The following is a 25,642-nucleotide window of genomic DNA, read 5'->3' on the forward strand; positions in this document are numbered from 1 at the left end:
ACGGCAAAGTCAGGCACTTTGTGAAGTGTCAAATGCAACATTCAGGATTTAGCCGCTTTATCGAACGTACTGCCCCCTAGCACCAGCTCTTCGTAAGGACCCTCAGCGGCCAATCGACCTTGGTCGAGCATGAATACGTTATGGCATTTCTGTACCGTAGTGAGCCGGTGGGCAATCACGATGAGGGTCCGTCCGCCGCGCATAGCATCCAATTCATCGACGATTCGCCGCTCGGTTTCGTTATCCAGCGCGGAGGTAGCTTCGTCCAGCACGATAACGCTCGGGTCGTGATACAGCGCTCGGGCAATGCCGATGCGCTGACGTTGGCCGCCGGAGAGGCGTACGCCGCGTTCCCCGACCTGGGTCTGGTAACCACTCGGGAGCTTATCCGCGATGAAATCGTGAATATTCGCGATGCGCGCTGCGCGTTCTACAGCGGTGTTGTCGATAGCTTCATCCGGCAGTCCGTAGGCGATATTGCCGGCTACCGTACTATCCGTGAGATAAATTTCCTGCGGGACGTAGCCAATGTTCGCCTGCCACTGGCGGCGATTTTCTGGCGTTAGCGCGGTGCCATCGACACGTATTTCGCCAGCGCTGGGCTCCAGTAGGCCGAGGATGATATCCGCGAGCGTGGTCTTGCCGGCGCCGGTCGTGCCGGTGAGCGCGACGAAACTATTCTTGGGGATTGTGATGGAAATACCGCGCAGCGACGGCTCATCGGCGGCCGGATAGGAATAGCTGACTTGGTCGAGCTGCAAGGTATCTTCGAACGGTAGTTTGGCGGCGCTTTTGTCTGGAGGCGCAGGCTGCGCCCCAGCATGCGTTGAAGCGAAGTCGCAGGCGCCCCCGCTAATGCCGTGGGCTACCAGATCGTTATGGAGCGTATCCACTACGGACTGGTTAAAGCGCCACTGAGCAAAGCCTTGGTATAAATTCTGAAGGGCCGGCAATAGACGGTACCCAGCGACTACAAATGCGCTCGCTACAGGTAGCGCCGACTGCAGGCCTTGGCCGCTGGCCAGCACGAACAGCATGGCGCCCATCACAATGCCGAAAGCCAAGCCTTCGATGGCGTAGCGCGGAATCTGGCCAAGGAGTTGGCTTTTAGCCATCGCCGTTGCAAACGTTGAGGCTGCCGGCTCGTAACGTTCGAGAAAGTGGCCTTCCCGGCCGAGGACTTTGACTTCCTTGACGCTACCGAAGGCCTCGTCCACGGCCTGGAAGCGCTCCGTATTTGCTTGCATTCGCTCGTGGCCGATGCTCAGAAGCACGCGCCGAATAGTGAGATAGACCAACAGATAAGCGCCGCCGAAGATGAGCGTTACCGCAAGCGCCAGTAGAGGGTTTACCCAGAATAGAAAGCCAACGATCATCAGGGCGGTGATACCGAAAGCCATCGACTTCATCGCCGGCATCAGCACGCCGTTGGCGAATTGCTGGGACTCTATGAGGATATTCTTGCCGGTTTCCGCGGAATTACGGTTCAGGAACGCTTCGTAAGGTTGGGCGAGATAGCCGGCTAACAGACGGCTCGACACGCGTCGTTGCACGCTCCAAGCGAAATGCGTCATTAGCCAGAGCGTGAAGGCGGTAATAACGTTGCTGACGACCAGTACTACGAGCAAAACGCTACCGAGTAAGATGAGGAAACTATTCGTGGAATCGAAACCCAGGCCGTTATACAGCGCCTCAAGAAAGGCGTTGTTGTGAATGCTGCTAGGATCCGAAAGCAATGACACGAACGGCAAAATGACGCCGACGCCGGCCATCTGCAGAACGCCCATACCGAGCATGGCCGCAAACACACCTATAAAGCGTACGCGTTCGGCGGGCGAGAACAGCGCTAGCATTTGGCGGGCGGAGTGGAGCATGCGGTCTCGGGTTTGGTTTACTGATCGGGATGAACGGTTAGTCGCGGGCGTGAGTCTTAGTTGATGGGCGTGCCCGATGTCGGCTTACGGGCTGCGGCCTACGCCGACCTACGTAAAACAAGTGCAGGCCGTTGGCGTTAATACTGGTAGGCGTAATAGCCGTATTTGCTGTAGCCGTAGCGGCGTCGGTTTACTTTTAAACCGTTGAAGATCGCGCCGGTTAGTTTGAGGTCGTCGCGGTGCATCCGGCGGATGGCCTGATCCACTTCGTGGCCCGTGCTGTGTTCGCTGCGCACGACTAGGAATGTGGCGGCGACGTGATTGGCGACGATGTTTGCATCCGTAACGTTAAGCACCGGTGGCAAGTCGAAGAGCACATAGTCGTACTTGTTTTGGAGCTGGGTTTTCATCTCGTCGAAGTAACGTGATATGAGTAGCTCGGCCGGGTTCGGCGGGCGCTTGCCGGTGGTTAGCACGTCCAGGCTCTCGACTTCCGATTTTTGGATTGCGCTCTCGACTGCAATATCGCCGGACAGGACTTCCGAAAAACCAGGCCCCTGTTCAAGGCCGAACGTTCGGAATAGCTGGCCGCGACGTAAGTCACCGTCGACAACGAGCACACGGGCGCCGGCCTGGGCGATCAATGCGGCGGTGTTTGCTGCGATAAAGCTTTTACCGCAAGCCGGCGTGGGGCCGGTAATCGCGATGAACTTGGTATCGCCTTCGATCATGGCGAACTGCAGACTGGTGCGCAGACTACGGATGCTTTCGACCGTTGGATCATCCGGCCTATTAACGGCCAACAAATTAAATCCACGTTTGCGACGCTTGACCGTGGTTTCCCAGCTCGAGAACGGCACGGTCGCGTAGACCGGCAGTCCGTATTTGGATTCGATTTGATCAGGATCGTCTACGGTTACACGCAGGAGTGCGCGCGCAAGCACCAGAAAAATCGCTGCGACTATGCCGGCAAGCAGACCAATGATTAGCCAAAGGCCGCGCTGCGGGGAAATTTTGCCATTACTCGCATACGCGCTATCTACGATATGAGAGACGCCTGTGATGCCCGCTTTGGTAATTTCCAAACCTTGCGAAGTGTTTAACAACTGAGTGTAGAGCTGGTTGTTCACTTCCACGTCGCGGCGCAACTGCAGCAGCTTGGACTCCGCTTTAGGTAGAGTCTTGAGTTGTTCTTGCAGTTCGTCGCGCTGGCGCACGAGACTGGCACGTTTTTCGTTCGCGGCTTGGACTTGCGGCGCTTGCCGGGTATATTCCTGCAAAAGCTCCTGGCGTTGCAGTTCCGTCTGTGCGATCTGTTGGTCGATATTGGTAAGCCGCTGGAATACGGAGTTCGCTTCGGCGCTCAAATCCAGCGTTCCGCTTTCGGTCTGATAATCGCGCAGCTTGTTCTCAGCGAGGTCTCGCTCTTCTCTAAGCTCGGGGAGCTGATTCTTAAGGAAGTCCAACCGGCGCTGGGCTTGCTCAGACTGCTTTTCGACGTTCTGCTGGATGTACGCCAACATTACGGAATCCAGCCGGCGTTCGGCTTCGGCGGGCGTACTGCCCTGCAGGGTGAGGTTGAGCAAGCCGGAACCCTGAGGCTGTTCCACGATAGACAGCCTGGATTGCAGGCTACCGATCGCCGCGGGACGCGGCACATAGCTCACGTTGAAATGCGTGCCCGGCTTAGCTTGCAACGCTTCGACGAAGATCTTGACTGGGCCGAAGCCGGGCGCAGTGCCCGATGCAGTTGTGCCTACGGTGCCTTGCAATATGGGCACGCCGTCGCTGGTCAAAAGGGTGAACTGTTGGTCTGAGTTGGCCACCAACTGGAACGAAGCCGAGTCGACCGCGCCCGGCATTTCGATACGGGTGACGTTGACGGATTCGTTGCCCCAAGTATAGCCGCCTAGAAACGGGACGCTGATCCCGCTCTCGAAATTCGCTGTCACGAAGCGGGCGATCGGCTCGCCGATCACCGGGAAATATACCGGCGCGGCGCGCACGCGCAAATGAAGATCATCTACCGCGTCGCCAACGACGGAGCGCGAACGAATGACGGCTGCTTCGGCGCTCACCGCCTTAATATTTGAATTGCCGGCGATCTGCTGTTCCATGAACGCTTGAGGGGCCATGTTCTGGCTTTGCTCAACGCGCATGAGCGATGTCGATTGATAGACCGGCGGCGTTTTCCAGGCGAGATACGTGGCGATTAGCAGGCCCAGCACCGCGAAAGCCAATATCCACGGCCAGCCGTCAAGCACGATACCGATGTATTCGCGCAAATCGATTTCTTTTTCGTCGTCGGCGGCTTTGTCACCGCGGCGGTCCTCTGCTGCTACCAAGATCTTCTCGTCTAGTTGTTGTCGCGGCTTACACGATCGTAGAGGTAGTAACTCTGCGTGATGGCATTCAGCGACGGAAGAATGAGGGCGAGCGCGCGGTTGAAGTTCACGAGGCTCGCCGGCGCCGCGAATACCACGTCGCGCGGCTGGAGTTTGAACTGGTTGGCAAGCAGCAGGCCGCTGACCTTGCTCGCGTCCAGTTTGTAGATGTTAGGGCGCATGACCGTTTTAACGCCACCGTCCCGTGAGGGCTGGCTATCCACGAAACCGCGAATGACGTATATCGAGCTGGTATCTGCGCTGTTAAGGCTTACGCCACCAGCATCGGCAATGGCGTCGCTAAGAGACATTCCGCCAGTAGAGAACGGCAGAGCTGTCTGTTCGCTGAACTCGCCGACCATAAAGATGCGATTGGCGCTGTCGTCGATAAGCAAACGATCGCCCGGGCGCAGCGGCACGGGGCGGCCGCTGGAATAAATTTGGTTGAGATCCAGCGGTACGGATTCGCCATCGCGAATCAGGATGACGTTCTGCACGCCTACGCCGCCGCCCTCCTTCGTAGCGAGCGAATCGCACTGATCGAGCGCTTCCAGCACGGTAATGGTGACGTCGGTGAACGGTACGGTACAGGGCTTGGCGATATCGCCGGAGATATAAATCCGCTGGCTGCGGTATTCGCGTACGCGTACGTCGACCTGCGGCTCACGGATATATTGCGACAGGCCCTTGGAAATACGCTGACGCAGTTCCTTGAGCGTCATGCCTTCGACGTTTACTTCGCCGACGTAGGGATAGTAGATATTGCCGTCGGCGCTGACGAGCTGCCCCTGGATGCCTTCGTTGCTGGTGACACCCGCCGGATTCGTGAGCTCCGGATGGCCGAAGACGATAACTTGGAGCACGTCGCCCGCGCCGATCGTGTAGTTCATGACTTCCGCGGGCGCCGAAGAGACACGCTGCTGGGCTTCTCCGAGCGTTTGCGAAGCGGCCTGTTCCTGCTGGTGGCGAATGAGCCAAGGCGTAATCTGGAGTACGCGCGGCTCGTAGTCAATTTCCTGCTTGGACAGTTCTTCGTCATACGTGGCGGCGCTGTCGCCGCCGAAATCATACCAACTGCCGCCGTTGTCAATAGACTTGGAGGTGTAGCCGGGCAAAGCACAACCGCTGCTCGCTAACAATGCAATCGAAAAGACGCCAGCCGCCATGGCACGCATCGCCATCATCGAGCGGTACGGGCGCGCTTCCCCAATCATTCTGTCAGCCATAGGTTATTCCCCAGCATATTGCTCGACATCTCAACCCCAGGCGAAACCCGCTAGCCGCCCATTGTATGTCGGTTTTGGTAATTATGTCCCGAAAACGCTCATTCATCTTGGCACACGGAATGACAATCCCGCGCCTTAACGCGCGAAGCTTGACACACAACACACCACGACGTCCGGCGGGGTGGGCTATCCCGCGGTTCGATTGCGGCCATCAATCGCAGGCTTAAGCCGCGCCACCCAACTATCAACTCCGGCTTCGATTTCCGAGTACACCTGCTCGAAAACTTCGCTATTTAATCTGTACGGATCTGCGATGTCGTCCCCACTTATCCAGTGGGTCAGCAGAAACACCCGCCCCCTGCTCTCCGGGTAGTTAGCCACGAGCCATTGCTTTTGCCCGGCCTCCATCACCATCACGAGATCATGCTGTTGCAGCATCGGCCGCGTCACCTGCTTGCCTCGGTGCGAGTCGAGATCGAAATGCTCTCTAGTGGCGATATTCGCCGCCGCATCCGGCATCGTGCCGGCGACGACCGCACCGATTCCGGCTGAGGCGACGCGCAGACTTTGTGCGCGCTTGCGGAACAGGCCTTCGGCAAGCGGGCTTCTACAGATGTTGCCGGTGCAGATACAGAGGACGCTATCGATTTGCATAGTTTAAAACGGTGCTGCGGTTACTTCGGGTGGCCGCTCAACCTGACGCTTACCGCGAGACGCGTGTTTCGCCTCGCGCTTTGCCGAGTTGGTCGATGACGCGAACCGTATCGTAGTCGCCCTGCGGCGGACGAACCGCTACGCAAGAGGCGATGAGTGCCTGACTGACGGCGGCGTCGAGACGCGGCGCGTTCCATTCCATGCCGATCGTGAGCGTGCCGTTTTCGATCGCTGTCCTGCTCTTGTCCAACTGTACGTTGTAGCCGCCGGTCGGACGCTGGCCCATTTCGATAACGACCAGGCCGTTGCCACTGGCCATATCGGCATCGAACTCGTTGATGCCGCGATAGTCGATCCAATCGCCGAACGCTGAAGCATCGGCAAAGTAAAGTACGTTGGAATCCTGAGACGCGGTGCCGCAATACTGGCTTTCACCGATGACTTTGGCCTGTGGGCCGCCGCGTCCGGGGCCCATGGCGCACGCAGCAAGCGTTACCAACAGCACGCTCGAAAACAGCAATCGATACATAAAAGGGTTCATCCAGATGTGTCTCGTATGACTAACCGGGTTGCAGTGGCGACGGAGCCTAGCATGTTGCGCAGGGGTGACGAACTAACGCGCGCCGCCTAGCTAACGGCCGCGCGTCTGTCGATTGCGCCAAACTTGCAAGCTCGTTCATCGAGCGGGCAAAAACCCATGCACGGTGGTGACGCGCCTGATCGCTCAATCGGCGTCCACCGCGCTAGCAAGTTCGTTTTCGATATACCCCTTAGTACAGAGATACCGGACAATCTGCGTCACGCCGTCGGCGATGCTTGTATCGCCGGTACGCACGTGAATCTCCGGGTCTGCAGGCGCCTCGTACGGCGCGCTGATACCTGTGAAGTTGGGGATACTGCCGGCCCGTGCTTTCTTGTACAGACCTTTAGGATCGCGCTGCTCGCAGACTTCGAGCGGCGCATCGACATAGACTTCGATGAAGTCGTCGTCGCCGCGCTCGGAAAGGTTGCGCGCCATATCGCGATCCTGTCGATAGGGCGAGATGAATGCAGTAAGGTTGATGATGCCGGCATCGCGAAACAGTTTAGCCACTTCGCCGATGCGACGGATGTTCTCGATACGGTCCTCGGGGCTGAAGGCGAGATCGCGGTTGAGGCCCGTACGCACATTGTCGCCGTCCAACCGATAGGTGCGGCACCCCATGCTGTAGAGGCGCTCCTCCAGCGCGACGGAAAGCGTCGACTTACCGGATCCGGACAGGCCCGTAAACCAGACCGTGAAACCGCGGTGGTGATTGAGCATCTCGCGGTGCTTGCGGCTAACGGTGCCTTCGTGCCACACGATGTTCGAGCTTTTGCTGTCGTTCATTGATTTACCAGTGAAAACAAACCATGGCGCCGAGCGAACCCTCGTTAACTCTTCTGTCGCACGTCGGCAAGTAGCGCCGTGAGCGCGTGCGCCGCATTGGCGCGCAGATGCACATCGCACAAATCAGAGATCATCGTGCGCTGAGGATTGATCTCGATGGTCGCACAACCGCTGCTGGCTGCCTGTTCGACAGGCGCTGCAATATATGGAAAAACGGCGCTCGTGCCGACCACCAACACGAGATCGAAACCCTCGGCCAACGCGAACTCGTACCGACACACCGCGTCGTCGGGCAGCATCTCGCCAAACAGTACGACCGCCGGGCGTACGAGCCCTCCGCAAACGCCGCAAGCCGGTGGAATCTGCGCCAGTCCCGCATAGTCCTCGACGACCCACGCGTTGGCGCATTGCGTGCATTGCAGTCGATGGATAGTGCCATGCATTTCGATGACGTCGCGGCTGCCCGCGGCGGCATGAAAACCATCCACGTTCTGCGTGAGAACGCAGAACCGTTCGTAGTGCGAGGCCAATTCCGCGAGCGCCTCGTGCCCCGCGTTTGGCATCGCACCGCGGCAGGCACGCTCGATCTGCGATATGTATTTCCACGTCAGCGCCGGGTCACGTGCAAACATCGCCCCGGACAGCGCATCCTCGATGCTGATGCCGTCGTCGGTGAGTTCGCGGTCGTAAAGACCGCCCACCCCACGATAAGTCGGCAGGCCCGAATCCGCGGACATGCCTGCGCCCGTAATGACCAACACGCGGCGAGCGCTACGCAGAAGCTCGGTCGCCCGCAGTATGTCGCCATGTACGGATTGTTCGGGCGCCATGCGCTGCGCATGACGTGACACGTCGGGCATCCGGCGGCTATCGATGGATGGGTGTACCGGCGCTATTCTGCCGCAGCGCTGCAATATCGCCAAAGAAACGCGGCGCGGACCCGCACCGGACGCAAGGAGCAATTTCGTTGGCTGAACTTCGCAACCTGGTGATCGTACTCGGCGATCAGCTCGACCCCGACCTGTCCGCACTCGATGGCTTCGACGACACGCGCGATATCGTCTGGATGGCCGAGAACGAGACCGAAGCCACCCACGTCTGGTGTCACAAGAAACGACTTGTGCTGTTCTTTGCCGCCATGCGCCACTACCGGGACGATCTCGAGGACCATGGTATGCGGGTCCAGTATCACGCTCTGTCGGCCGACCGGCGCCACGATAGTGGTAACGACTTCAAGTCGATCCTGACCGCGTCGATTCGCGCGCTGAAGCCGCGGCGACTGGTCATGACCGAATGCGGCGATCACCGCGTACAAACCATGCTCGCGAACTGTGCAGCCGATCACGGCCTGGCGCTGCAGACTCGACCCGATCGCCATTTCTACTGTGACCTGGCGGCTTTCGATAGCTGGTCCCACCAACGCCAGACGCTGGTGCTCGAAGACTTCTATCGCGCCATGCGACGCGAGCACGACGTGCTGATGGATGCTGACCAACCCAAGGGCGATACCTGGAACTTCGACAAGGCCAATCGCAAGAGCTTTGGCCGCGAAGGCCCGGGCGACCTGCCGCACGTGCGCCGGTTCCGGCCCGACGCCGTTACCAAGGATGTCGCGCACATGGTCGACGCACGGTATCTTGACCACCCCGGCGACACCGAAGGATTCGACCTACCCGTCACCCATGACGAGGCACGCACAGCGCTGCGTGACTTTGTTCACCAGCGGCTCGCAAACTTCGGCCCTTATCAGGACGCGCTCTGGACCGACCTTCAGTTCGGCTACCATTCGCGCCTGTCGGCGGCTCTCAATCTGCACTTGATCAGCCCGCGCGAATGCGTGAACGCCGCGGTGGCCGCATACGACGCCGGCGACACACCGATCAATAGTGTCGAAGGCTTCATACGCCAGATTCTCGGCTGGCGAGAATTCGTGCGCGGTGTCTACTGGCGCGAAATGCCGGGATATATCCAGCGCAACGCGCTGGACGCCCAGCTTCCCGTGCCCAAGGCCTACTGGGACGGCGACACCGACATGGCCTGCATAGGCGACGCCATGTCGAACGTGCTCGAAAACGGCTACGCCCACCATATCCAACGCCTGATGGTGCTCGGGCTGTTCGCGCTAAACGCCGGCGTACATCCGCGCGCATTCCATGACTGGCACATGGCGATGTATCTGGACGCCATCGACTGGGTCAGCCTGCCCAACGCACTCGGCATGAGCCAGTTCGGCGACGGCGGCCTGCTGGGCACGAAACCGTATTGCGCGTCGGGTAATTACATCAACAAGATGAGCAATTACTGCAAGAATTGCCGGTTCGACTATCGCAAGGCGACGGGCGAAAATGCGTGTCCGGTAACGACGCTCTACTGGGATTTTCTGGATCGCAATATCGACCATTTCGCGGCCAATCACCGCATGGTTTTTCAGGTTAAGAATCTGGAAACGAAACAAAAAGACCCAGAACTGATGAACGATATTCGCGCCACAGCGCGTGACCTGCGGCGCCGAATCGAAAAACAGGAACACATATGAAAAAACGCGTGATCGTCTGGTTTCGCCGTGACCTGAGACTTGCCGACAACCCGGCTCTAACAGCCGCGCTGGGGGGCGGGTTCGACTCGATCGTGCCGGTTTTCATCCACGCGCCTGATGAACTCGGTGACTGGGCGCCCGGCGGCGCTCAGCGCGTCTGGCTGCATTTCTCGCTCGAGGCGCTTGCCGCCCAGCTCGATTCCCTCGGGTCGCGGCTGATCGTGCGTACCGGGCCGACCCAGGAAACCCTCGACGAACTCATCGAGGAAAGCGGCGCATCGGCCGTTTACTGGAATCGCCTCTACGATCCGCTCACGATCGCGCGCGACAAAAAGATCAAGAAGCACCTCGACGATTCCGGCATGGAAACCGCGAGCTTCCAGTCCCATCTGTTATACGAGCCTTGGACGGTCGAAACGAAACAGGGCAAACCCTACAAGGTGTTCACGCCGTTCTGGAAAAGCGTCCGGGATCGCACGATCAGTGCCCCGCTGGCCGCGCCGAACACGATGCCGCAGGTGTGGTCGCGTATCGGATCGCGGTCGCTTGCGTCGCTCGATCTGCTGCCCCGCATCGACTGGGATAAAGAAATCCGAGAAGCGTGGACGCCCGGCGAGGACGGCGCCCACGACCGCCTCGAACAGTTCCTCGACGACGCCATCGAAAACTACGACAACGACCGGGACCGCCCTGCCCGGCACGGCACGTCCTATCTGTCGCCGCATCTGCACTGTGGCGAAATCGGCCCGCGTCAGATCATGCACCGTCTCGAGGAATGGCTCGACGAGCACAGCGGCAAGGCGCTTCAGGATCATGCCGCCAGTTTTCGCAGCGAGATCGGCTGGCGCGAGTTCGCTCATCACGTGCTTTACCATTTTCCGGACACGCCCGAAAAACCCCTCGACGAGCGCTTCGAGGCTTTTCCCTGGTCCGGCGACGATGAAGGCTTGAAGCGCTGGCAGCGGGGCCAGACGGGAATCCCCATGGTCGACGCCGGCATGCGCGAGCTCTGGGCCACCGGCTACATGCACAACCGGCTACGCATGACGGTTGCTTCGTTTCTCACCAAAAACCTGCGCGTTGCCTGGCAGCACGGCGAGCGCTGGTTCTGGGACACCCTGGTCGATGCGGATCTCGCCAACAACACTCTCGGCTGGCAGTGGGCCACGGGCTGCGGTGCGGATGCCGCGCCGTTCTTTCGCATCTTCAACCCGGCACGCCAGGGTGAGCGTTTCGACGCCGACGGCGAATACGTCCGGCGCTGGGTGCCGGAACTCGCCAAGCTCGAAAACCGGCATATCCATGAGCCTTGGAAAGCGCCGGCCAAAGCGCTGAAAGCCGCGAGCATCAGGCTGGGCACCGATTATCCCGAGCCGATCGTGGACCTCAAGGCGTCGCGCCGCGAGGCGCTGGAAGCCTTCGACCGGATCAAGAAGTCCGACTAGAAGAACCCGCCGGATCGGCAAAAAAAAGGCTCCCGAAGGAGCCTCCAATTGCTTATCCCGCACATTGTCGTTCTTGGTTACCCGTACAAGACGGGTATCGACGGGAAGCCAATTCCTTTTTGCCACTTAGGGCGTTTTTACGTTCTGCCTCCGAAAGCGCCTGCCGCCTGTGTTCTTTTGGTCTGGAACTCTTCGGCTCCTCACACGGCAAGTTTTCTTGCTTACGGTTTTACACCGATGGCGCACCGAGGTCAATTTTTCCCTACCAAGCCCTAGGTTAATAGATCCTGAACTCAGTGCCTTACCGTTCGCTTACGTTGGCCATGCTCGTAGCTACACCTTGAGCAGTGTGTTCCGGTAATACGCCAGCTCTTCCAGCGAATCACGGATATCGTCCATGGCGAGATGGCTGGATTTCTTATTGAACCCGCTTGCTACGGCCGGCGCCCAGCGCCGCGCCAATTCCTTGAGCGTACTCACATCGATATGTCGATAGTGAAAGAACGCTTCCAACTCCGGCATGTAGCGCGCCAGGAAACGGCGGTCCTGACAGATGCTGTTGCCGCACATCGGCGACTTGCCGGCAGGCAGGTGTTCCGCGAGAAAAGCAATGGTCTCGCGTTGCGCCATGTCCTCGTCTATCTCGCTTGCACGGACGCGATCCACGAGCCCTGAACGGTTATGCTGACGGGTATTCCATTCGTCCATGCCGTCGATCAGCGCATCGCTCTGGTGCACGGCGAAGACCGGGCCTTCCGCCAGTACATTGAGATCCTTGTCGGTCACAAGGGTGGCGATCTCGATGATGCGATCACTTTCGGGATCCAGACCGGTCATCTCCAGGTCGATCCAGATCAGGTTGTCGTCTGCATAACTCATAGCTTAGGGGCACCGCGGTAAAAGCAGTATTGTGCGTGCCGCCTACACGGGGCGCAAAACGGAGAAAGGTATCGGCTGCGGCAAGGGCGGCCTGTTACCGTGCGATGGAAGATCGTTAGAGAGAGCACGACCATGACCTCACTCGCCGACCAACACTGTGCACCCTGCAATGCCGACACACCCGTGCTGGATGAGGATGCTACGCGGACGCACCTTGCCGCGCTTTCAGACCGCTGGGAGATCGACGACACGGGGCGGCTCGTCGCCCGTATCAAGTTCAAGAACTACTACCGGATCCAGGCTTTCGTTAACGCCGTGGCGTATATCGCGCACCGTGAAAGCCATCATCCGGAGATCACGTTTGGCTACAACACCTGCCGGATCGAACTGATCACCCACGCGATCGAGGGCCTTTCCGAGAACGACTTCATCAGCGCCGCGAAGATCGACGCCCTGCTCGACTAACCATCGGCCCGCGCTAGAACGGGCGCCGACCGGAGAACGCCTGGCTGAGAGTCCCGGAATCGACATACTCCAGTTCACCGCCAATCGGTACACCGTGGGCGATGCGCGAGATGCCTGCATCGTGCTGGCGGGCGAGATCGGCGACGTACTGCGCGGTGGCCTCGCCTTCGACCGTCGCGCCGGTCGCCAGAATCACTTCTTCGACGCTGCCGTCTGCCAGGCGCGAGCGCAGGATATCCAGACCCAGCTCGCTCGGCCCGACGCCGTCGATCGGTGATAGACGGCCGAGCAACACGAAATAGCGGCCGGTGAAATCGGTGTTCTGCTCGATGGCCATCACGTCGGCCGGGCTTTCGACCACGCATACCAGCGTCGCGTCGCGCCGTTCGTTCGAACAGATATCGCACAGTTCACTGTCGGTGAACATCCGACACGCCTTGCAATGCTGCACGCTCGCCATCGCCTGTTCGACAGCCTGGGCGAGGTAGCGGCCGCCTTCCCGCTCGCGCTGGAGCAGGTGAAACGCCATGCGCTGTGCGCTTTTCGACCCGACACCGGGCAGCACGCGCAGCGCGTCGATCAGACGTGTCAGAGCCGGCGAAAACGCCATCGCTTATATCACTCTAGTCGCTGTCAGGATCGGACGTGGTCGCGCGATCCGTCCCGGACGATTCAGAACGGCAGATTCATGCCGGGCGGCAGATCCATGCCACCGGTCATCTCGGACATCTTTTCCTTGGTGGTCGCGCTTACGCGCTGGACCGCGTCGTTGATCGCCGCCGCGATAAGATCTTCCGCGAACTCGCGGTCCTCCTCGAACACGCTCGAATCGATCACGACGTTCTTCACCTCGTGCTTCCCGTTCATCACGACCTTGACGAGACCCGCGCCGGATTCGCCGGTGATCTCCATCTTGGCCATTTCTTCCTGGGCTTCCTGCATCTTGCCCTGCATGGCCTGGGCCTGCTGCATGATCTTGCCTAGTTGACCTTTCATAGTTCGTCTCGCTTTTGTATCGCCTCCGACGGGCGATGGGGCTTGATGGTTTCTGCGCGCAGCTGTGCGCCCATTCGGTCACGCAACTGCTGCACAAATGGATCATTCTCGATTGACGCCACGGCGGCCTGTTGCCGGGCCTGGGCATCCTCTTCGATACGCTGCGCCGGCGTATCGCGTGTCTCCTCGACAAATTCGATGACGAGCTTGGGGCCGGACGACGGCGCCCATTGCCGACCGATCGCATCCTGCAATGTATCGCGTGCGCTGGGGATCGCGAGGAATTCGTTGGCCCGCGCGAGCGCTAGAACCACCCGCTCGTCGTCGAGGCGCTGACAAACCCCGTTGTTCGCCAGTTGGGCCGCAAACCCGCCCAGCCCGAGCCGCGAGACCAGGGCGTGCCATTCGTCGACTCCGACTGCGGGGGCGCTGCTCTCGCGCTCCGGGGCAGCCTCTTCGATCACCGGTGCCGGTTCGTGTTCCGGCGTAGCTTCCGACGCATCGGGCATCGCGGGTGGCACCTCCCTCGCTGCGACTTGGGCCGGCAGCGTGTCGTCACCGTCTGCGTTAGGCGAGGCGCTCTGTGCCGAAGGCGTCTCAGGCTCTGGCGCCTGTGTGTCCGGCTGTGGCGGCGCATCCTGAGCAACCTGAGGCTCCGCCGGCGTCGGCGTCACTACTGGAGCCGCGGCGCCATCGGCGTTCGCGGGCGCGCTCGCATCCGGCTCGACGGCGACAGCCTTTCGCGGCTCTTCGTCAGCGCGGGGCGTGGTGCGAGGCTTCTGCAACTGTGCACGCACCTGCGCCACGCCCGAACTTGCGCTGCGCGGCTTGGGCGCTGGCGGCTCTTTCGTCGCGCCACTCGGTGTGCCGCCACTCTCGCCCTGGGCTGCCCACGCCTCGGCAGCCGGTGCAAACGCAAGCATTCGCAGCACGCTCATCTTTACGCCGACCAGAGGATCCGGCGCATACGCCAGATCACGTGCGCCGGCCACGGCGATGTCGTAAAACACATGGACCGAGGCCGTGTCGGCCCGCTGCGCAACAGCTTCCCAGGCTTCGCCCGCTTCATCCGTAGCTTCGCCGACCACGTGGATCGTCGCAATCTGTTGCCAGGCGGTGGCGAGCGCTTCCAGCAGGTAGCGCATATCGATGCCCTGGGCATAGAGCGCCGCCAAGGCGTCCAACGCATCGCCCGCACGCGCATCGACGATAGCCTCGACGAGCTCGGCGACCCGGCCCTGACCGATCGTGCCGAGCATATCGCGCACCGGCTCGGCTTCCAGACGCCCACCGCTGAACGCGATCGCCTGATCCAGCAGGGACAGACCGTCCCGCATGCTGCCGTCTGCGGCGCGCGCAACTTCTGTGAGGGCCTCGTCGTCGGCCTCGAGCGCTTCCGCGTTCATGATATGGCGCAACTGCGCGCCGATTTCGACCACCGGCAAACGTTTAAGCGGGAACTGCAGACAACGCGAAAGAATGGTTACCGGAATCTTCTCCGGTTCGGTTGTCGCAAGCAGGAACTGAACCCGCGGCGGCGGCTCCTCGAGCGTCTTGAGCAACGCATTGAACGAGTGCTTGGAGAGCATGTGCACCTCGTCAATGAGGTACACCTTGGTGCGCCCGCGCGTCGGCGCGTACTGCACGTTGTCCATGAGTTCGCGCGTGTCATCGACGCCCGTGCGCGAGGCCGCGTCGACCTCGATCAGATCAACGAAACGGCCCTCGTCGATCTCGCGACAGGTGGAGCAGGCATCGTCGCCGCGACACGGATGCGCGGTTGTGCCGTTCTCGCAATTCAGGCATTTGGCAATGATCCGGGCCAGCGTGGTCTTACCGACCCCGCGCGTACCGGAGAACAGCAGCGCATGGTGGAGCTTGTCCTGCTCAAGCGCATGCGTGAGCGCGCGCACTACATGCGCCTGGCCTACCAGTTCGTCGAAGCGGCGCGGACGCCACGTGCGTGCAAGCGCCTGAAAACTCATGCGCTGTCGCGGTTCGGTTGGCAAAGGTCCGGAAGCTGGCTCGTCATGATTCGCCCGAGGTGCGCAGCGTCGCCGCGCCGTTGCTCATACGACTGACTATCGCGGTGCCGGCGGCGGGATTCAAGCGATAAAAAGGTGGCGGCCCGCGCCAGCGACACCCCGGCGCCCGAGTCCGCCGCTGCCGCTGCTCCCTTCCGGGCCTGACGGGGTTAACGGCATGTCGTCGCGGGGGCACCGACGCGGGCCACCCTAGAAAGCGGTAGAACGGTTTCGACAGCAATGCCATCGGCCCGTCGTGGGCGCAAACGATACACAAAAAGCACGGGCTCAGCCAGCGCCCCATCCACCGCCAAGCTACGGCTCGCTTCGTGGCCGTACGTTGGTTTTCGCCCCAAGACGATTGCATTGGAAATTTGCGGCCTACTCGCGCGCTAAGTATGTCGACAATGCCTTGACGGCGAGATATCAACAGCCGTCTGGCGCGTCGACACAGAGATGGTGCATGTCGTCCAGTGAACTCGTACTCGCGAGATTTATACGGATTGCAGACGCGCGCCCACAATGTTCTATTGGCCGAAATTCAATTCAGGCAACGCTGCCCATGAAAAATCTATTGCTTCTCGCGATCCTGACCGTGCTTCCCAGCGTGGCACTGGCCGACAATCAATGCGAAAAATCTGCCGATGGCGAAGTGACCTGCCAACAGGTCAGTGGTGAAAGCGGCAAGGAATCCGAGACAACCGATCAGCCGGTCAAAGACGCACAGCCGACCGAAGATGCCACACAGCGTGAACCTGAGAATGCCGAGGGCGGTGAATTCGGGGATGAAACGACGCAGAGCCGCGAGAACGGAATCACGTACTGAGCCAAGCTTAAGCCTTCGATGTCGAACGCTATGCCTATTCGCTCTGTTGCCGAAAATGGCGGAGAGGGAGGGATTCGAACCCTCGGTACGGGGTTACCGCACACACGCTTTCCAGGCGTGCTCCTTCGACCGCTCGGACACCTCTCCGTTTTCGGAAGCGCGGATTGTAACGTATTTGTGTTGGTTACGAAGCCCTTGTCAGCCAACAAACTGACAAAAACCGCCTGACCGATCCGGCCGATCGTGCCAACGCACGACTGCCCGGCCTGGCGAATCCAGCCGCGCCGCATATCCAAGTCGACGCGACATCCCGGCGATTATTGAGGTGCCGGGATGTCGTGACTGAAGACCAAGACATCGCGCGGCGATATCACGCAGTCCGCTTTTGGGAACATAAAGGCCAGCCATCAAAGATGGCTGCGATCGGTAAGCCAGCCTTTGCCCGGCCACTGCCGAGGATCGATTCCGCTTCAGCGGCTCGCCATCGCCGGCGGCGTGACAAGGCATCGCGCCGCCGGGTCTTCGGCATCACGATCGGCCGGCGCTTCGTCGAACGTACCGACAGGGCCGGACGCGACCTCCGGGATCCGCATGCTGGGATCCGCCTCTGGCACCTCCAGCCCCGCGGGACTCTGGAGCGGCGGGAACGACTTGGCTTGCATGTAAGGCTGAGATTCGAGGCACGACGGGGTCGAGCTGCAGGCTGCAAGTCCGAGCGTAGAAAGCGCCAATATAAAGAAGGCCGGTTTAGTCACTGCTGCTCCACTAGATAGGTTGACCGTCGCGAAGAGGCACGCGTAACCGTCGTGCCCAAGCGAACGCATCGTACCACCGGCCGCTACTGCGGTCATGGTAGCCGCAGGCAACGCGTGGCACGCCAAAAGCACAGCTGCCCTACGGGCCCGCGCGCTCGTAATTCTCCCAGTAATCGCCGAGTGAGCGTTGATTCGTCAGGCCGTAAAGGCCATAGCGACGCGCAAGCTTGGCGCCACCGTCACGGGTGAGCGGACGCCAGGCCACTGAGGCGGTGCGGCGCGTGGACTTGTTGAAGAACAGGTCCAGCGGCATACTCAGATAGATCCCTTTATCGAAACCGCCCTCGCCGTAATCGTCGCCGGCGTCGGTAAAGGTGGCATAAGCGCCGAGACGCACGCCGGATTCGAATGTACGGGAGAAATCCAGCGTCGTGCCGATATCCTTGGCCAGATAGCGACCCACACTGACGACGGCAAGCACGTCCTTGATGCCAGTATCGATATAGGCCGTCGCATTGCCGGTCCAGGTCTCGTAATCACGCAGACCGAACTGGGTATCGAAATCACGCTGCTTCACCCAGTTGGCGTCCACCCCGAAAGCGACATTGCTGTTGAACGGCCGGTAGAGTATCTCGCCACCCGCGCCGGCATACATCTGCTCCAGGTAACCAGCATAGGCCATGCCGAACCAGTTGTCCGAAAGCCGCGCCGTTCGCGTGTATTGAAGATTGTAGATCCCGAGATCGGTTTCTTCGAGATACCGGCCGACGAACGTACGTACGCGCGGCAGGTCGGAATCCGCGATGTAGTCGAACTTGTCGAAGTTATCCAAAAGCGTGTACGCCAGCGTATTGGAGAACCAACCATGTTCATCGGTCTTGAACTGCGTATCCAGACGGGCGAGCACCTGATAGAGATAGCCGTCCGGGCCGCCGTAGTTCTGATTCAACCCGGGATTCAGACTCCAAGAGAACCGATCGGCCGGTGCTTCATAGACCGTCTCGTCGGTGGTTTTCGCAGCGCGCCGGCTCGACGATGCAACGGATGCGACGCCGTGACGGTAATCGTCGCCGCTGAACGTACTCGCCGGCTCTACAAGGAGCGGCTCATCGGGCAAGGGATCACGCGGGAGAATATCCTCGCGCAAATACAAGCCCCGCTGCTTCCAGCGATAGTGGAACTGCTGGATATCCGTGCCGGCAACGTTATGCAAAATCCGATTGGCGCGTAATTCGGCCTCCGGCATCGAGCGATAGCGGGTCGGGCTGCCTTCGACAATCAGCGAATCGCCGTCTTTCGAAATGCGGCTCGCGGAGATACCCGCGTTCTGCGCAAGGTCCGTCGCCACGCGCGACCAGTCTTCACTCTGGTGGTCGCGACCTGCCTTCGGAGCAACCGGCGGCGGATCGCTCTTGGGCTGCGACAACCCAGCGAGATTGACGCTCAGGGTCGCGCCCAGCATCGCGGTATTGCCCCGCTCCCAGGCTGCGGAGAGCGTGAGGTTGTTGTTAACACGCAGGCGGGCGCCCACGTTTATAGGGGAGTCCTGTTCCTGAGGATTATTCAGCGGCTCGGTTTTGTAATCGTTACCGTCATATTCAAGCTGAAGCGTCAGCGGTTCGTAGGGGGTGCGATACTGAATACCCCCAAAGAGGCTGGCCTTTCCCGAAAACAGCTGCTTGATATTGAAATCGCCGCCACCTGCAGAGCGTTCGTTTATCCGTTGTTCGAACCGATCACCAGCAAAACGGAGCGGATTCTCGATATCACCACGCGAGCCGAGATAGCCCCAGCCCAAACCAAGACTGAAATCAAAGTCATACCAGCGCTTGTTGGCGACAACATACTCACTGCCGAAGAGACCGGTTCCGCCGAAATCACGAAAGCCGACGGCGAATTCTGGCAAGTAGCGCCCCTCGTTCAGAAGCGAGAGCTTCAGGTCTACGCCCTTATCCAGATAATCACGGTCGCCGGCTATCGATCGACCGAATAGTCGATTCTCGATCTGCGTGTAACGAAATCCTGCCTCGAACCACTCAAATGGCTGGAAACTGAAACCGTAGTGCGTATATGGATCGACCTGATCGTAGGTAAAGGACATTTCGCCAACCGGCGCCATGCGAGCGGTCGGTGTCTGCAGCAGGCCGACACCACCGAAATCACTTTGAAACACCGGGAGCGGATCACTAATCACATCCCGCGCTACAACTGGCGCCGCGACAAGTGGGAGCAGAAAAACGGTTCCCGTAACAACGAGAAATCGTCCGCGTCCATAACTCTTTTTAATTCTATCGTCAGTCATCTACGGACACTTCTTCAGCTAGAGCCATCTCGCTGCAATTATCGCCCGGGGCAGCATGGGCGAGAACTGTCGCTATCGTGTCACGGATCCACGGAAATGCTTCTCCACCGAGAGGCAACGCCACCACGACTTGCGTACCGGGCGACAACTCGGCATCGGCGTAGTTATAGGCGGCTTGGCCATAGTGCTCGATCTTGCCCTCTGGCGTGACGAGTGCCACCTGCTCTGCGCCATGGAGATCGAGGGGACCGCCGCCGCGACTTATTTCCGAGAGCGTAAGACCGCCGCGCCATGGCGCTCTTTCGACCCCGCTTGCATCCCACACCTGCACCCAATCCGGCGGCTCACAGGCGCCGATCGCGGCAACGCGGACCACAGACGGCGCTTTCTGCGGATGTGCCATCAGCCACGCCGGGCTCCAGTCACCTGGCTCCCTAAACAACTTCTTTTCGCTCAGCTCTGCACGCCAGTCTTCGATCACACGAATCAACGCGTCATGACGACCGTCCTCCAGTCGCCAGGTGAGCTGATCGAGTTCCTTAAAAAGATCGGCGCGCTTCGCTCGCGCGCTAGACCGCGTGCTGTCTGCACGCAGGTAGGCGTACGGCCACTCGACCGTATCCACTGAGGGGAAGGCGAGCCAGGCCTGCACCACGCTCGAATAAGAGACTCCACGCGACGCGGCATCAGACGACTGCGCGAATGCCGGAGACCACGCGCTCCCGACAGCCACGCACGCAACAAGGGCGGCACTCTTCACGACGCTACGGCCGAGAACACCACAGCAACTTAGAAACACCCGATTCCCCTATCAGCAGCGTCGCAAACCCCAACGCCTTGAGGCGGTTACCACCAGGGCCGTGCAACTTGCCAGGTCACATGAAGACCGCCAGGCCATGCTACGGCATCCCCCGCCCATACACGATGTGTGTCCGGATGACGCCAGACGACTGAGCGAGTTTTCTTGCCACTTTCCCACTGCAGCGATTCTACACACCGCGTGAGATCGAACGTTGCCAAAGGTAGCTCTACAGACTCAGGCTCAGCGCCGCACTCGAATAACGCCTGCGCGCGGCCAGCATGGCGGCGGCCGCGGGAATCCTCCCAGCTACGCTCGACCTGGTAGCGCACTGAGTCGTGTTGCGTTTCAGCCCAAGGCTGAATGAGATTACCGGCCGCGTCGGTTTGACGACTGGATAACAGATTCGCCTGCAGCCCGCGGGTGGAGTTCAGATAACCATCGCGAAAGACGACGGTCTCGCGGCTACTGGACTGCCAGAAAGTCAGCCCGCCCGACTGCTCGGCGAGAATGAGCAGCCCTCCCGCGCCGTTTACCGATAGATCGACCGACGCATAGGGAATAGCAGCCGCCTGTTTTGACACGTCGCCCGACTGGCCCGGAAGAATCGACGCGAACGTGGATACGAACGGACTGCCTCGATCTCCCGCGCAGGCGACAACACCAAACGCTACGGATACTATCCACACACAAAGAAAGACCGCCCGAAGGCGGCCTCTCCAAGCGTACGTTTTCGTACACTTCATGGTAGTGCTGTAACCGAAACTACGGCGTGGTGCCGGTGGTACCCGTGGTACCTGTTGCACCCAGCTGTACGTTCTCGTCGTCGCCGTCACCGCTGTTGGCAAGCGCGATCACGCCACCCAGAAGAGCAGCGGTAGTAACGCCGGCAATAATCGTATTCGTGGTGACTGCTGCGCTACCCGCGCCAGCCGCGCCACCAGAAGCGACAGAGTTCGAATTAGCGTTCTGGGCCAGTGCGGCCGGCGACGCCACGAACATGCCGATGGCTAGAGCTGCAAGAATGTTCTTCATCGTTATGACTCCCGTGTAAAGCTGAAGCCTGCGGCTTCTTACTCAAAATATCGTGTATCTGAACTGTGCGCAAGCGACAAAATCGTCGCCGCGCAGTACTGACGTCTAGCGACTAGTTCTTCGTTCCAGTGGTCCCGGTCGATCCAGTGGTGCCAGTCGCCACGTTCTCGTCTTCACCATCACTGTCACCGCTATTGGCGAGCGCAAAAGCCCCGCCGATGACGGCCGCAGCACCCACACCTGCAAGAACGGCATTACTGCTGACTGCTGCAGAGTTCGAGCCCGCAGCAGCACCGCCCTCTACCTGCCCGCCTTCGGCTGAAGAATCTCCGGTGCTGGTCGCGGACTGGGCGATAGCTGCGGGTGATACCAAAAATGCTGCAATAGCTGCGGCGATAAGAAGCTGCTTCATGAATATCGGCTCTTATTACAATGAGCTTTCGAGGTCGAGTTAATTACCGTAACGATAACGCTTAGCTGCGCTAACCACAAGTTACGCTCTTTTGACAAGCCCCGTCTCTCGATCAGACATCGTCCAGCAGATCCAGACTACGCAACGCTTCCCGAACCGGCTCATGAAAATGGTCGGCCAGCGGCGTCATCGGCAGCCGGATACCCGGACCGATATACCCCATCTGATAAAGCGCCCATTTGACCGCGATCGGGTTGGGCTCGAGGAACAGCGCCGTGTGCAGCGGCAGCAGCTTGGCATCGAGCATTTCGGCTTTTTCACGATCTCCCGCGATAGCCGCAGCGCACATTTCGCGCATGAGGCGCGGCGCCACGTTGGCGGTGACCGAGATATCGCCCTTGCCCCCCACGAGCATGGTTTCCATCGCCGTGCCGTCGTCGCCCGAGAAGATATCGATACCATCACCGACCTCTTCGACCAGCGCATGAATACGCTCGATCGAGCCCTTGGCTTCCTTGAGCGCGACGATGTTGTCGATATGCGCCAGGCGCGCCACTGTCTCGGGCAACATATCCACGCCTGTCCGGCTCGGCACGTTGTAGAGCACCTGCGGAATGTCGACCGCCATCGCGATCGCGTGAAAATGCCGGTAGAGGCCTTCCTGGGTCGGCTTGTTGTAGTACGGGCAGACGAGCAGGCAGGCATCGGCGCCGACACGCTTGGCGTGACGCGTGAGCCGGATGGCTTCATCCGTCGCGTTGCCGCCGGTACCGGCGATCACCGGCACGCGCTTGTCGACCAGTTCGACGGTGCGCTCGATGACTTCGTCGTGCTCGGAAAAACCGAGCGTTGCGGATTCGCCGGTCGTGCCGACAGACACAATCCCGTCGGTACCTTCGGCGATATGCCAGTCGATCAGTTTCTCGAGACTTTCCCAGTCGACACTGCCGTCGGCATGCATGGGCGTGACAATTGCCACCATGCTGCCGCCGAGTTGCGTGCTGCCTTGAGCCAACGTTCTCTCCTCACACGTTACGGCGCGCCAGTGTAACTGCGTGAACGCCGCGCTTGTAGTGCTACCATAACCGGCTTTTCCTCATCGCCGTAATTCAGTTCAGGACGACGTCACGCTCATGCCGGAAATCAAGAAGTATCTTTCGATCGTGGCACTGGGGGCGAACCGCGACAAGCTGGCCCGCGACCTGGTCGGCGCGATCGGTCGCCGCGGCTGCGAAATCAGTGAATGCCGGATCACGCCGCTGGGTGATCATTTCTCGGCGTCCATGCTGTTGTGTGGCAACTGGAGCGCGATGGGCAAGATGGAGAGCGCCCTGCCCGGCCTGGCCGAGCATCTCGGGCTGTCCGTCCAGTTTCAGCATTCCCGCCCGGCCGAACCGCAGAGCGATTTTCGCCCCTACGCGGCCGAGGTCGTCGCCCCCCAGCAGCCGCGCCTGCTTGCCGAGTTGCTGGACTTCTTCACCGACCAGGGCACCAGCGTGATCGAGGTCAGCTGCCAGGCTTATGATTCAGGCTTGACCGGCGCGGCCATGTGTACGATGCATATGGCCGTGCACGTGCCGACCAATCATCATCCGCAGACCCTTCGCGACGCGTTCATGGACGTATGCGACGATCTGCATGCCGACGGCCTGCTCGACCCGATCAAGACCTGAGATCGGGCGCCGGCCCGTTTCGTACAGGAGCAATCCCGACCGATGACCTTGCAAACCCAGGACCGCGCCCCCGACTTCTCGGCCCCTGCGACCGGCGACAAGAAACTTGCGCTGTCCGATTTCGCCGACCGCACGCTGGTGCTCTATTTCTACCCGCGCGACAACACGCCGGGCTGCACCCAGGAGGGCGAAGCGTTTCGCGACCTCTACGCCGAGTTTCAGAATGCCGGCGCCGATATCGTCGGCGTCTCGCGCGATTCGCTACGCAAGCACGAAAACTTCCGCGCCAAATACGACTTCCCCTTTGACCTGATCAGCGATGCCGACGAGAAAGTTTGCAATGCGTTCGGCGTGCTCAAGGAAAAGAACATGTACGGGCGCAAGCACATCGGCATCGAGCGCAGCACCTTCGTGATCGACGGGGGCGGCGTGATTCGCCAGGTTTGGCGCGGCGTGAAAGTGGCCGACCACGCCGACGAAGTGCTTACAGCGGTACGCGCACTCGGCTAGACCCCTCTCATTTTACCCACGCCTTTCTCGGGATCGCATTCCTATGTCCCAACGCGTTTTCGTTCTCGACACCAACGTGCTCATGCACGACCCGACCGCGCTGTTCCGCTTTCAGGAACACGACATCTTCATTCCGATGGTGGTGCTCGAAGAGCTCGACGCCGGCAAGAAAGGCGTCTCCGAAGTCGCGCGCAACGTCCGCCAGGTCAGTCGATTCCTCGACGAACTGATGGCCCACAAGTCGCATGAGGAGATCGACGCGGGCCTCGCGCTCGATCAGGGCATCGAGTTTAATGGGCACGGCAACGGCCAAGCGAAAAACGACAAGCCTCGGATCAGCGGTCGACTCTATTTCGAGACACGACCGGCCGAAGGCGCCCTGCCGTCGATGTTGCCCGGCAACAAGGCCGACAACTCGATCCTGATCAGCGCGCTGTCGCTGCGCAATGTGTTTATCGACTCCGAGATCGTATTGGTGTCCAAGGACATCAACCTGCGTATCAAGGCGTCGGTGATCGGCATCGAGGCCGAGGACTACACCAACGATAAGGTGCTGGAAGATCTCGACCTGCTCTACACCGGTCACGGCGAGCTGCCCGACGATTTCTGGGAGACCCACGGCCAGACCATGGAATCCTGGCAGGAGGCCGGCAACGTCTTCTACCGGATTGGCGGCCCGCAGGTCGCGGATTGGCATCTCAATGAGCTGCTGCATTTCCGCCACGACAACGACGTCGAACTGATCACCCGTGAGATCGAGGGCGAAGGCGAGAACATGAGCAGCGTGCTCGAACTCGCCCAGGATTACCGCGAAGGCAAGCAAGCAGTGTGGGGCGTGCATGCACGCAATCGCGAACAGAACTTCGCGCTCAACCTGCTCATGGATCCGGATATCGACTTCGTGACGCTGTTGGGCGCGGCGGGCACCGGCAAAACGCTACTAACGCTCGCCGCCGCACTAGCGCAGACGCTGGACGAATCGCGCTACCGCGAGATCATCATGACCCGCGTGACCGTGCCCGTCGGCGACGATATCGGCTTTCTGCCCGGCACCGAGGAAGAGAAGATGACGCCATGGATGGGTGCGCTCATGGACAATCTCGAAGTACTCACCGGCAGCGGCGGCGGCTCGGACTGGGAGCGCGCGGCCACCAACGAGCTGCTCTCCAAGCGCATCAAGATCCGCTCGGTCAACTTCATGCGCGGTCGTACGTTCCTGGAGCGCTACGTCATCCTGGATGAGGCCCAGAACCTCACGCCCAAGCAGATGAAGACGTTGATCACCCGCGCCGGCCCGGGTACCAAGTTTGTCTGCCTGGGGAATCTCGCGCAGATCGATACGCCTTATCTGACCGAGACGACCTCCGGCCTGACCAACGTCGTGGACCGTTTCCGGAACTGGCGTCATGCCGGTCACGTTACGCTTGCTAGAGGCGAACGCTCGCGTCTGGCCGCCTATGCGTCTGATAAACTTTAAC

The 25,642-nt window shown here is 60.2% G+C and carries 24 protein-coding genes, 1 tRNA gene and 1 other RNA gene; 7 read left to right on the forward strand and 19 right to left on the reverse strand.

The window, feature by feature from the left end:
• Positions 1-41 precede the first annotated feature (41 nt).
• The 7 genes from SADO_RS00820 to SADO_RS00850 all read right to left on the reverse strand — a co-directional run bounded on the left by SADO_RS00820 (position 42) and on the right by SADO_RS00850 (position 8,358).
• The gene (locus SADO_RS00820) at positions 42-1,874 is read right to left on the reverse strand and encodes an ABC transporter ATP-binding protein (protein ID WP_353108412.1); all 1,833 of its coding nucleotides are present in this window, start codon (positions 1,872-1,874) and stop codon (positions 42-44) included.
• A 137-nt stretch (positions 1,875-2,011) separates the two neighbouring features.
• Positions 2,012-4,219 (reverse strand): polysaccharide biosynthesis tyrosine autokinase, encoded by a 2,208-nt coding sequence (locus SADO_RS00825; RefSeq protein WP_353108414.1) that lies wholly within the window; start codon positions 4,217-4,219, stop codon positions 2,012-2,014.
• 11 nt (positions 4,220-4,230) lie between these two features.
• A complete protein-coding gene (locus SADO_RS00830; RefSeq protein ID WP_353108416.1) occupies positions 4,231-5,484 on the reverse strand; it encodes a polysaccharide biosynthesis/export family protein in 1,254 nt (417 codons plus the stop codon).
• Positions 5,485-5,670: 186 nt separating this feature from the next.
• Entirely contained in the window at positions 5,671-6,138 is a 468-nt protein-coding gene (locus tag SADO_RS00835) for a low molecular weight protein-tyrosine-phosphatase (protein ID WP_353108418.1), read from the reverse strand.
• A 49-nt stretch (positions 6,139-6,187) separates the two neighbouring features.
• Entirely contained in the window at positions 6,188-6,679 is a 492-nt protein-coding gene (locus tag SADO_RS00840) for a protease complex subunit PrcB family protein (protein WP_353108420.1), read from the reverse strand.
• Between the two features lie 183 nt (positions 6,680-6,862).
• Positions 6,863-7,507 (reverse strand): adenylyl-sulfate kinase, encoded by a 645-nt coding sequence (gene cysC, locus SADO_RS00845; protein ID WP_353108422.1) that lies wholly within the window; start codon positions 7,505-7,507, stop codon positions 6,863-6,865.
• Positions 7,508-7,551: 44 nt separating this feature from the next.
• On the reverse strand, positions 7,552-8,358 hold the full coding sequence (locus tag SADO_RS00850; RefSeq protein WP_353108423.1) for an SIR2 family NAD-dependent protein deacylase: 807 nt from the start codon (positions 8,356-8,358) through the stop codon (positions 7,552-7,554).
• 116 nt (positions 8,359-8,474) lie between these two features.
• Here SADO_RS00850 and SADO_RS00855 point away from each other — a divergent pair, with 116 nt between their 5' ends.
• Together SADO_RS00855 and SADO_RS00860 are read left to right on the forward strand one after the other, a co-directional pair.
• Positions 8,475-10,043 carry a cryptochrome/photolyase family protein gene (locus SADO_RS00855; RefSeq protein ID WP_353108425.1) on the forward strand — a complete coding sequence of 523 codons (1,569 nt, stop codon included), beginning with the start codon at positions 8,475-8,477 and terminating at the stop codon, positions 10,041-10,043.
• Entirely contained in the window at positions 10,040-11,488 is a 1,449-nt protein-coding gene (locus tag SADO_RS00860) for a cryptochrome/photolyase family protein (protein ID WP_353108426.1), read from the forward strand. Before SADO_RS00855 ends, SADO_RS00860 begins: the two co-directional genes overlap by 4 nt.
• 333 nt (positions 11,489-11,821) lie before the next feature.
• Here SADO_RS00860 and orn read toward each other — a convergent pair whose 3' ends face one another.
• Complete coding sequence (gene orn / locus SADO_RS00865; RefSeq protein ID WP_353108427.1) at positions 11,822-12,367, reverse strand: oligoribonuclease; 546 nt, start codon at positions 12,365-12,367, stop codon at positions 11,822-11,824.
• 132 nt (positions 12,368-12,499) lie between these two features.
• Here orn and SADO_RS00870 point away from each other — a divergent pair, with 132 nt between their 5' ends.
• On the forward strand, positions 12,500-12,832 hold the full coding sequence (locus SADO_RS00870) for a 4a-hydroxytetrahydrobiopterin dehydratase (RefSeq protein WP_353108429.1): 333 nt from the start codon (positions 12,500-12,502) through the stop codon (positions 12,830-12,832).
• A 13-nt stretch (positions 12,833-12,845) separates the two neighbouring features.
• On the opposite strand, the gene recR is transcribed toward SADO_RS00870, so the two are convergent.
• The 4 genes from recR to ffs form a co-directional block, all read right to left on the reverse strand.
• On the reverse strand, positions 12,846-13,442 hold the full coding sequence (gene recR / locus SADO_RS00875; RefSeq protein WP_353108431.1) for a recombination mediator RecR: 597 nt from the start codon (positions 13,440-13,442) through the stop codon (positions 12,846-12,848).
• Positions 13,443-13,504: 62 nt separating this feature from the next.
• Positions 13,505-13,828: a YbaB/EbfC family nucleoid-associated protein gene (locus SADO_RS00880; protein ID WP_353108432.1), complete on the reverse strand. Its 324-nt coding sequence runs from the start codon at positions 13,826-13,828 to the stop codon at positions 13,505-13,507.
• A complete protein-coding gene (dnaX, locus tag SADO_RS00885; RefSeq protein ID WP_353108434.1) occupies positions 13,825-15,813 on the reverse strand; it encodes a DNA polymerase III subunit gamma/tau in 1,989 nt (662 codons plus the stop codon). The genes SADO_RS00880 and dnaX overlap by 4 nt, the downstream gene beginning before the upstream one ends.
• Positions 15,814-15,956: 143 nt before the next feature.
• Positions 15,957-16,053, reverse strand: an RNA gene (ffs, locus tag SADO_RS00890) — signal recognition particle sRNA small type.
• Between the two features lie 361 nt (positions 16,054-16,414).
• Here ffs and SADO_RS00895 point away from each other — a divergent pair.
• Complete coding sequence (locus SADO_RS00895) at positions 16,415-16,678, forward strand: hypothetical protein (protein WP_353108436.1); 264 nt, start codon at positions 16,415-16,417, stop codon at positions 16,676-16,678.
• A gap of 56 nt (positions 16,679-16,734) precedes the next feature.
• On the opposite strand, the gene SADO_RS00900 is transcribed toward SADO_RS00895, so the two are convergent.
• The 7 genes from SADO_RS00900 to dapA all read right to left on the reverse strand — a co-directional run bounded on the left by SADO_RS00900 (position 16,735) and on the right by dapA (position 22,963).
• A tRNA-Ser gene (locus tag SADO_RS00900) sits at positions 16,735-16,825 on the reverse strand.
• A gap of 747 nt (positions 16,826-17,572) precedes the next feature.
• Positions 17,573-19,735, reverse strand: coding sequence for a YjbH domain-containing protein (locus SADO_RS00905; protein ID WP_353108438.1), 2,163 nt, complete (start codon positions 19,733-19,735; stop codon positions 17,573-17,575).
• Positions 19,728-20,387 (reverse strand): hypothetical protein, encoded by a 660-nt coding sequence (locus SADO_RS00910; RefSeq protein WP_353108440.1) that lies wholly within the window; start codon positions 20,385-20,387, stop codon positions 19,728-19,730. Before SADO_RS00910 ends, SADO_RS00905 begins: the two co-directional genes overlap by 8 nt.
• 194 nt (positions 20,388-20,581) lie before the next feature.
• Positions 20,582-21,118, reverse strand: coding sequence for a YjbF family lipoprotein (locus SADO_RS00915; RefSeq protein ID WP_353108441.1), 537 nt, complete (start codon positions 21,116-21,118; stop codon positions 20,582-20,584).
• A gap of 181 nt (positions 21,119-21,299) precedes the next feature.
• Positions 21,300-21,569: a hypothetical protein gene (locus SADO_RS00920; RefSeq protein ID WP_353108443.1), complete on the reverse strand. Its 270-nt coding sequence runs from the start codon at positions 21,567-21,569 to the stop codon at positions 21,300-21,302.
• A gap of 112 nt (positions 21,570-21,681) precedes the next feature.
• Complete coding sequence (locus tag SADO_RS00925) at positions 21,682-21,981, reverse strand: hypothetical protein (protein WP_353108445.1); 300 nt, start codon at positions 21,979-21,981, stop codon at positions 21,682-21,684.
• Positions 21,982-22,093: 112 nt separating this feature from the next.
• Positions 22,094-22,963 (reverse strand): 4-hydroxy-tetrahydrodipicolinate synthase, encoded by an 870-nt coding sequence (gene dapA, locus SADO_RS00930; RefSeq protein WP_353110045.1) that lies wholly within the window; start codon positions 22,961-22,963, stop codon positions 22,094-22,096.
• Between the two features lie 151 nt (positions 22,964-23,114).
• Between dapA and SADO_RS00935 the strand changes: the two genes are divergently transcribed.
• The 3 genes from SADO_RS00935 to SADO_RS00945 are packed head-to-tail and all read left to right on the forward strand — an operon-like array spanning position 23,115 to position 25,641.
• The gene (locus tag SADO_RS00935) at positions 23,115-23,654 is read left to right on the forward strand and encodes a glycine cleavage system transcriptional repressor (RefSeq protein WP_353108447.1); all 540 of its coding nucleotides are present in this window, start codon (positions 23,115-23,117) and stop codon (positions 23,652-23,654) included.
• Between the two features lie 42 nt (positions 23,655-23,696).
• Positions 23,697-24,164, forward strand: a complete 468-nt coding sequence (locus SADO_RS00940; protein ID WP_353108449.1) for a peroxiredoxin — start codon at positions 23,697-23,699, stop codon at positions 24,162-24,164.
• 43 nt (positions 24,165-24,207) lie between these two features.
• Positions 24,208-25,641, forward strand: coding sequence for a PhoH family protein (locus tag SADO_RS00945; protein WP_353108450.1), 1,434 nt, complete (start codon positions 24,208-24,210; stop codon positions 25,639-25,641).
• The last annotated feature ends 1 nt before the right edge of the window (position 25,642 follow it).

It is taken from the genome of Salinisphaera dokdonensis CL-ES53, from assembly GCF_040361215.1.
GTDB lineage: Bacteria > Pseudomonadota > Gammaproteobacteria > Nevskiales > Salinisphaeraceae > Salinisphaera > Salinisphaera dokdonensis.

What these genes read in the sequence shown, in the direction of transcription:
- cysC (WP_353108422.1), bottom strand. Translation starts at nt 7,507, where the DNA reads ATGAACGACAGCAAAAGCTCGAACATCGTGTGGCACGAAGGCACCGTT.
- SADO_RS00945 (WP_353108450.1), top strand. Translation starts at nt 24,208, where the DNA reads ATGTCCCAACGCGTTTTCGTTCTCGACACCAACGTGCTCATGCACGAC.
- SADO_RS00835 (WP_353108418.1), bottom strand. Translation starts at nt 6,138, where the DNA reads ATGCAAATCGATAGCGTCCTCTGTATCTGCACCGGCAACATCTGTAGA.
- SADO_RS00870 (WP_353108429.1), top strand. Translation starts at nt 12,500, where the DNA reads ATGACCTCACTCGCCGACCAACACTGTGCACCCTGCAATGCCGACACA.
- SADO_RS00840 (WP_353108420.1), bottom strand. Translation starts at nt 6,679, where the DNA reads ATGAACCCTTTTATGTATCGATTGCTGTTTTCGAGCGTGCTGTTGGTA.
- SADO_RS00905 (WP_353108438.1), bottom strand. Translation starts at nt 19,735, where the DNA reads ATGACTGACGATAGAATTAAAAAGAGTTATGGACGCGGACGATTTCTC.
- recR (WP_353108431.1), bottom strand. Translation starts at nt 13,442, where the DNA reads ATGGCGTTTTCGCCGGCTCTGACACGTCTGATCGACGCGCTGCGCGTG.
- SADO_RS00920 (WP_353108443.1), bottom strand. Translation starts at nt 21,569, where the DNA reads ATGAAGAACATTCTTGCAGCTCTAGCCATCGGCATGTTCGTGGCGTCG.
- SADO_RS00860 (WP_353108426.1), top strand. Translation starts at nt 10,040, where the DNA reads ATGAAAAAACGCGTGATCGTCTGGTTTCGCCGTGACCTGAGACTTGCC.
- orn (WP_353108427.1), bottom strand. Translation starts at nt 12,367, where the DNA reads ATGAGTTATGCAGACGACAACCTGATCTGGATCGACCTGGAGATGACC.
- SADO_RS00830 (WP_353108416.1), bottom strand. Translation starts at nt 5,484, where the DNA reads ATGGCTGACAGAATGATTGGGGAAGCGCGCCCGTACCGCTCGATGATG.
- dnaX (WP_353108434.1), bottom strand. Translation starts at nt 15,813, where the DNA reads ATGAGTTTTCAGGCGCTTGCACGCACGTGGCGTCCGCGCCGCTTCGAC.
- SADO_RS00880 (WP_353108432.1), bottom strand. Translation starts at nt 13,828, where the DNA reads ATGAAAGGTCAACTAGGCAAGATCATGCAGCAGGCCCAGGCCATGCAG.
- SADO_RS00925 (WP_353108445.1), bottom strand. Translation starts at nt 21,981, where the DNA reads ATGAAGCAGCTTCTTATCGCCGCAGCTATTGCAGCATTTTTGGTATCA.
- SADO_RS00940 (WP_353108449.1), top strand. Translation starts at nt 23,697, where the DNA reads ATGACCTTGCAAACCCAGGACCGCGCCCCCGACTTCTCGGCCCCTGCG.
- SADO_RS00820 (WP_353108412.1), bottom strand. Translation starts at nt 1,874, where the DNA reads ATGCTCCACTCCGCCCGCCAAATGCTAGCGCTGTTCTCGCCCGCCGAA.
- SADO_RS00895 (WP_353108436.1), top strand. Translation starts at nt 16,415, where the DNA reads ATGAAAAATCTATTGCTTCTCGCGATCCTGACCGTGCTTCCCAGCGTG.
- SADO_RS00935 (WP_353108447.1), top strand. Translation starts at nt 23,115, where the DNA reads ATGCCGGAAATCAAGAAGTATCTTTCGATCGTGGCACTGGGGGCGAAC.
- dapA (WP_353110045.1), bottom strand. Translation starts at nt 22,963, where the DNA reads ATGGTGGCAATTGTCACGCCCATGCATGCCGACGGCAGTGTCGACTGG.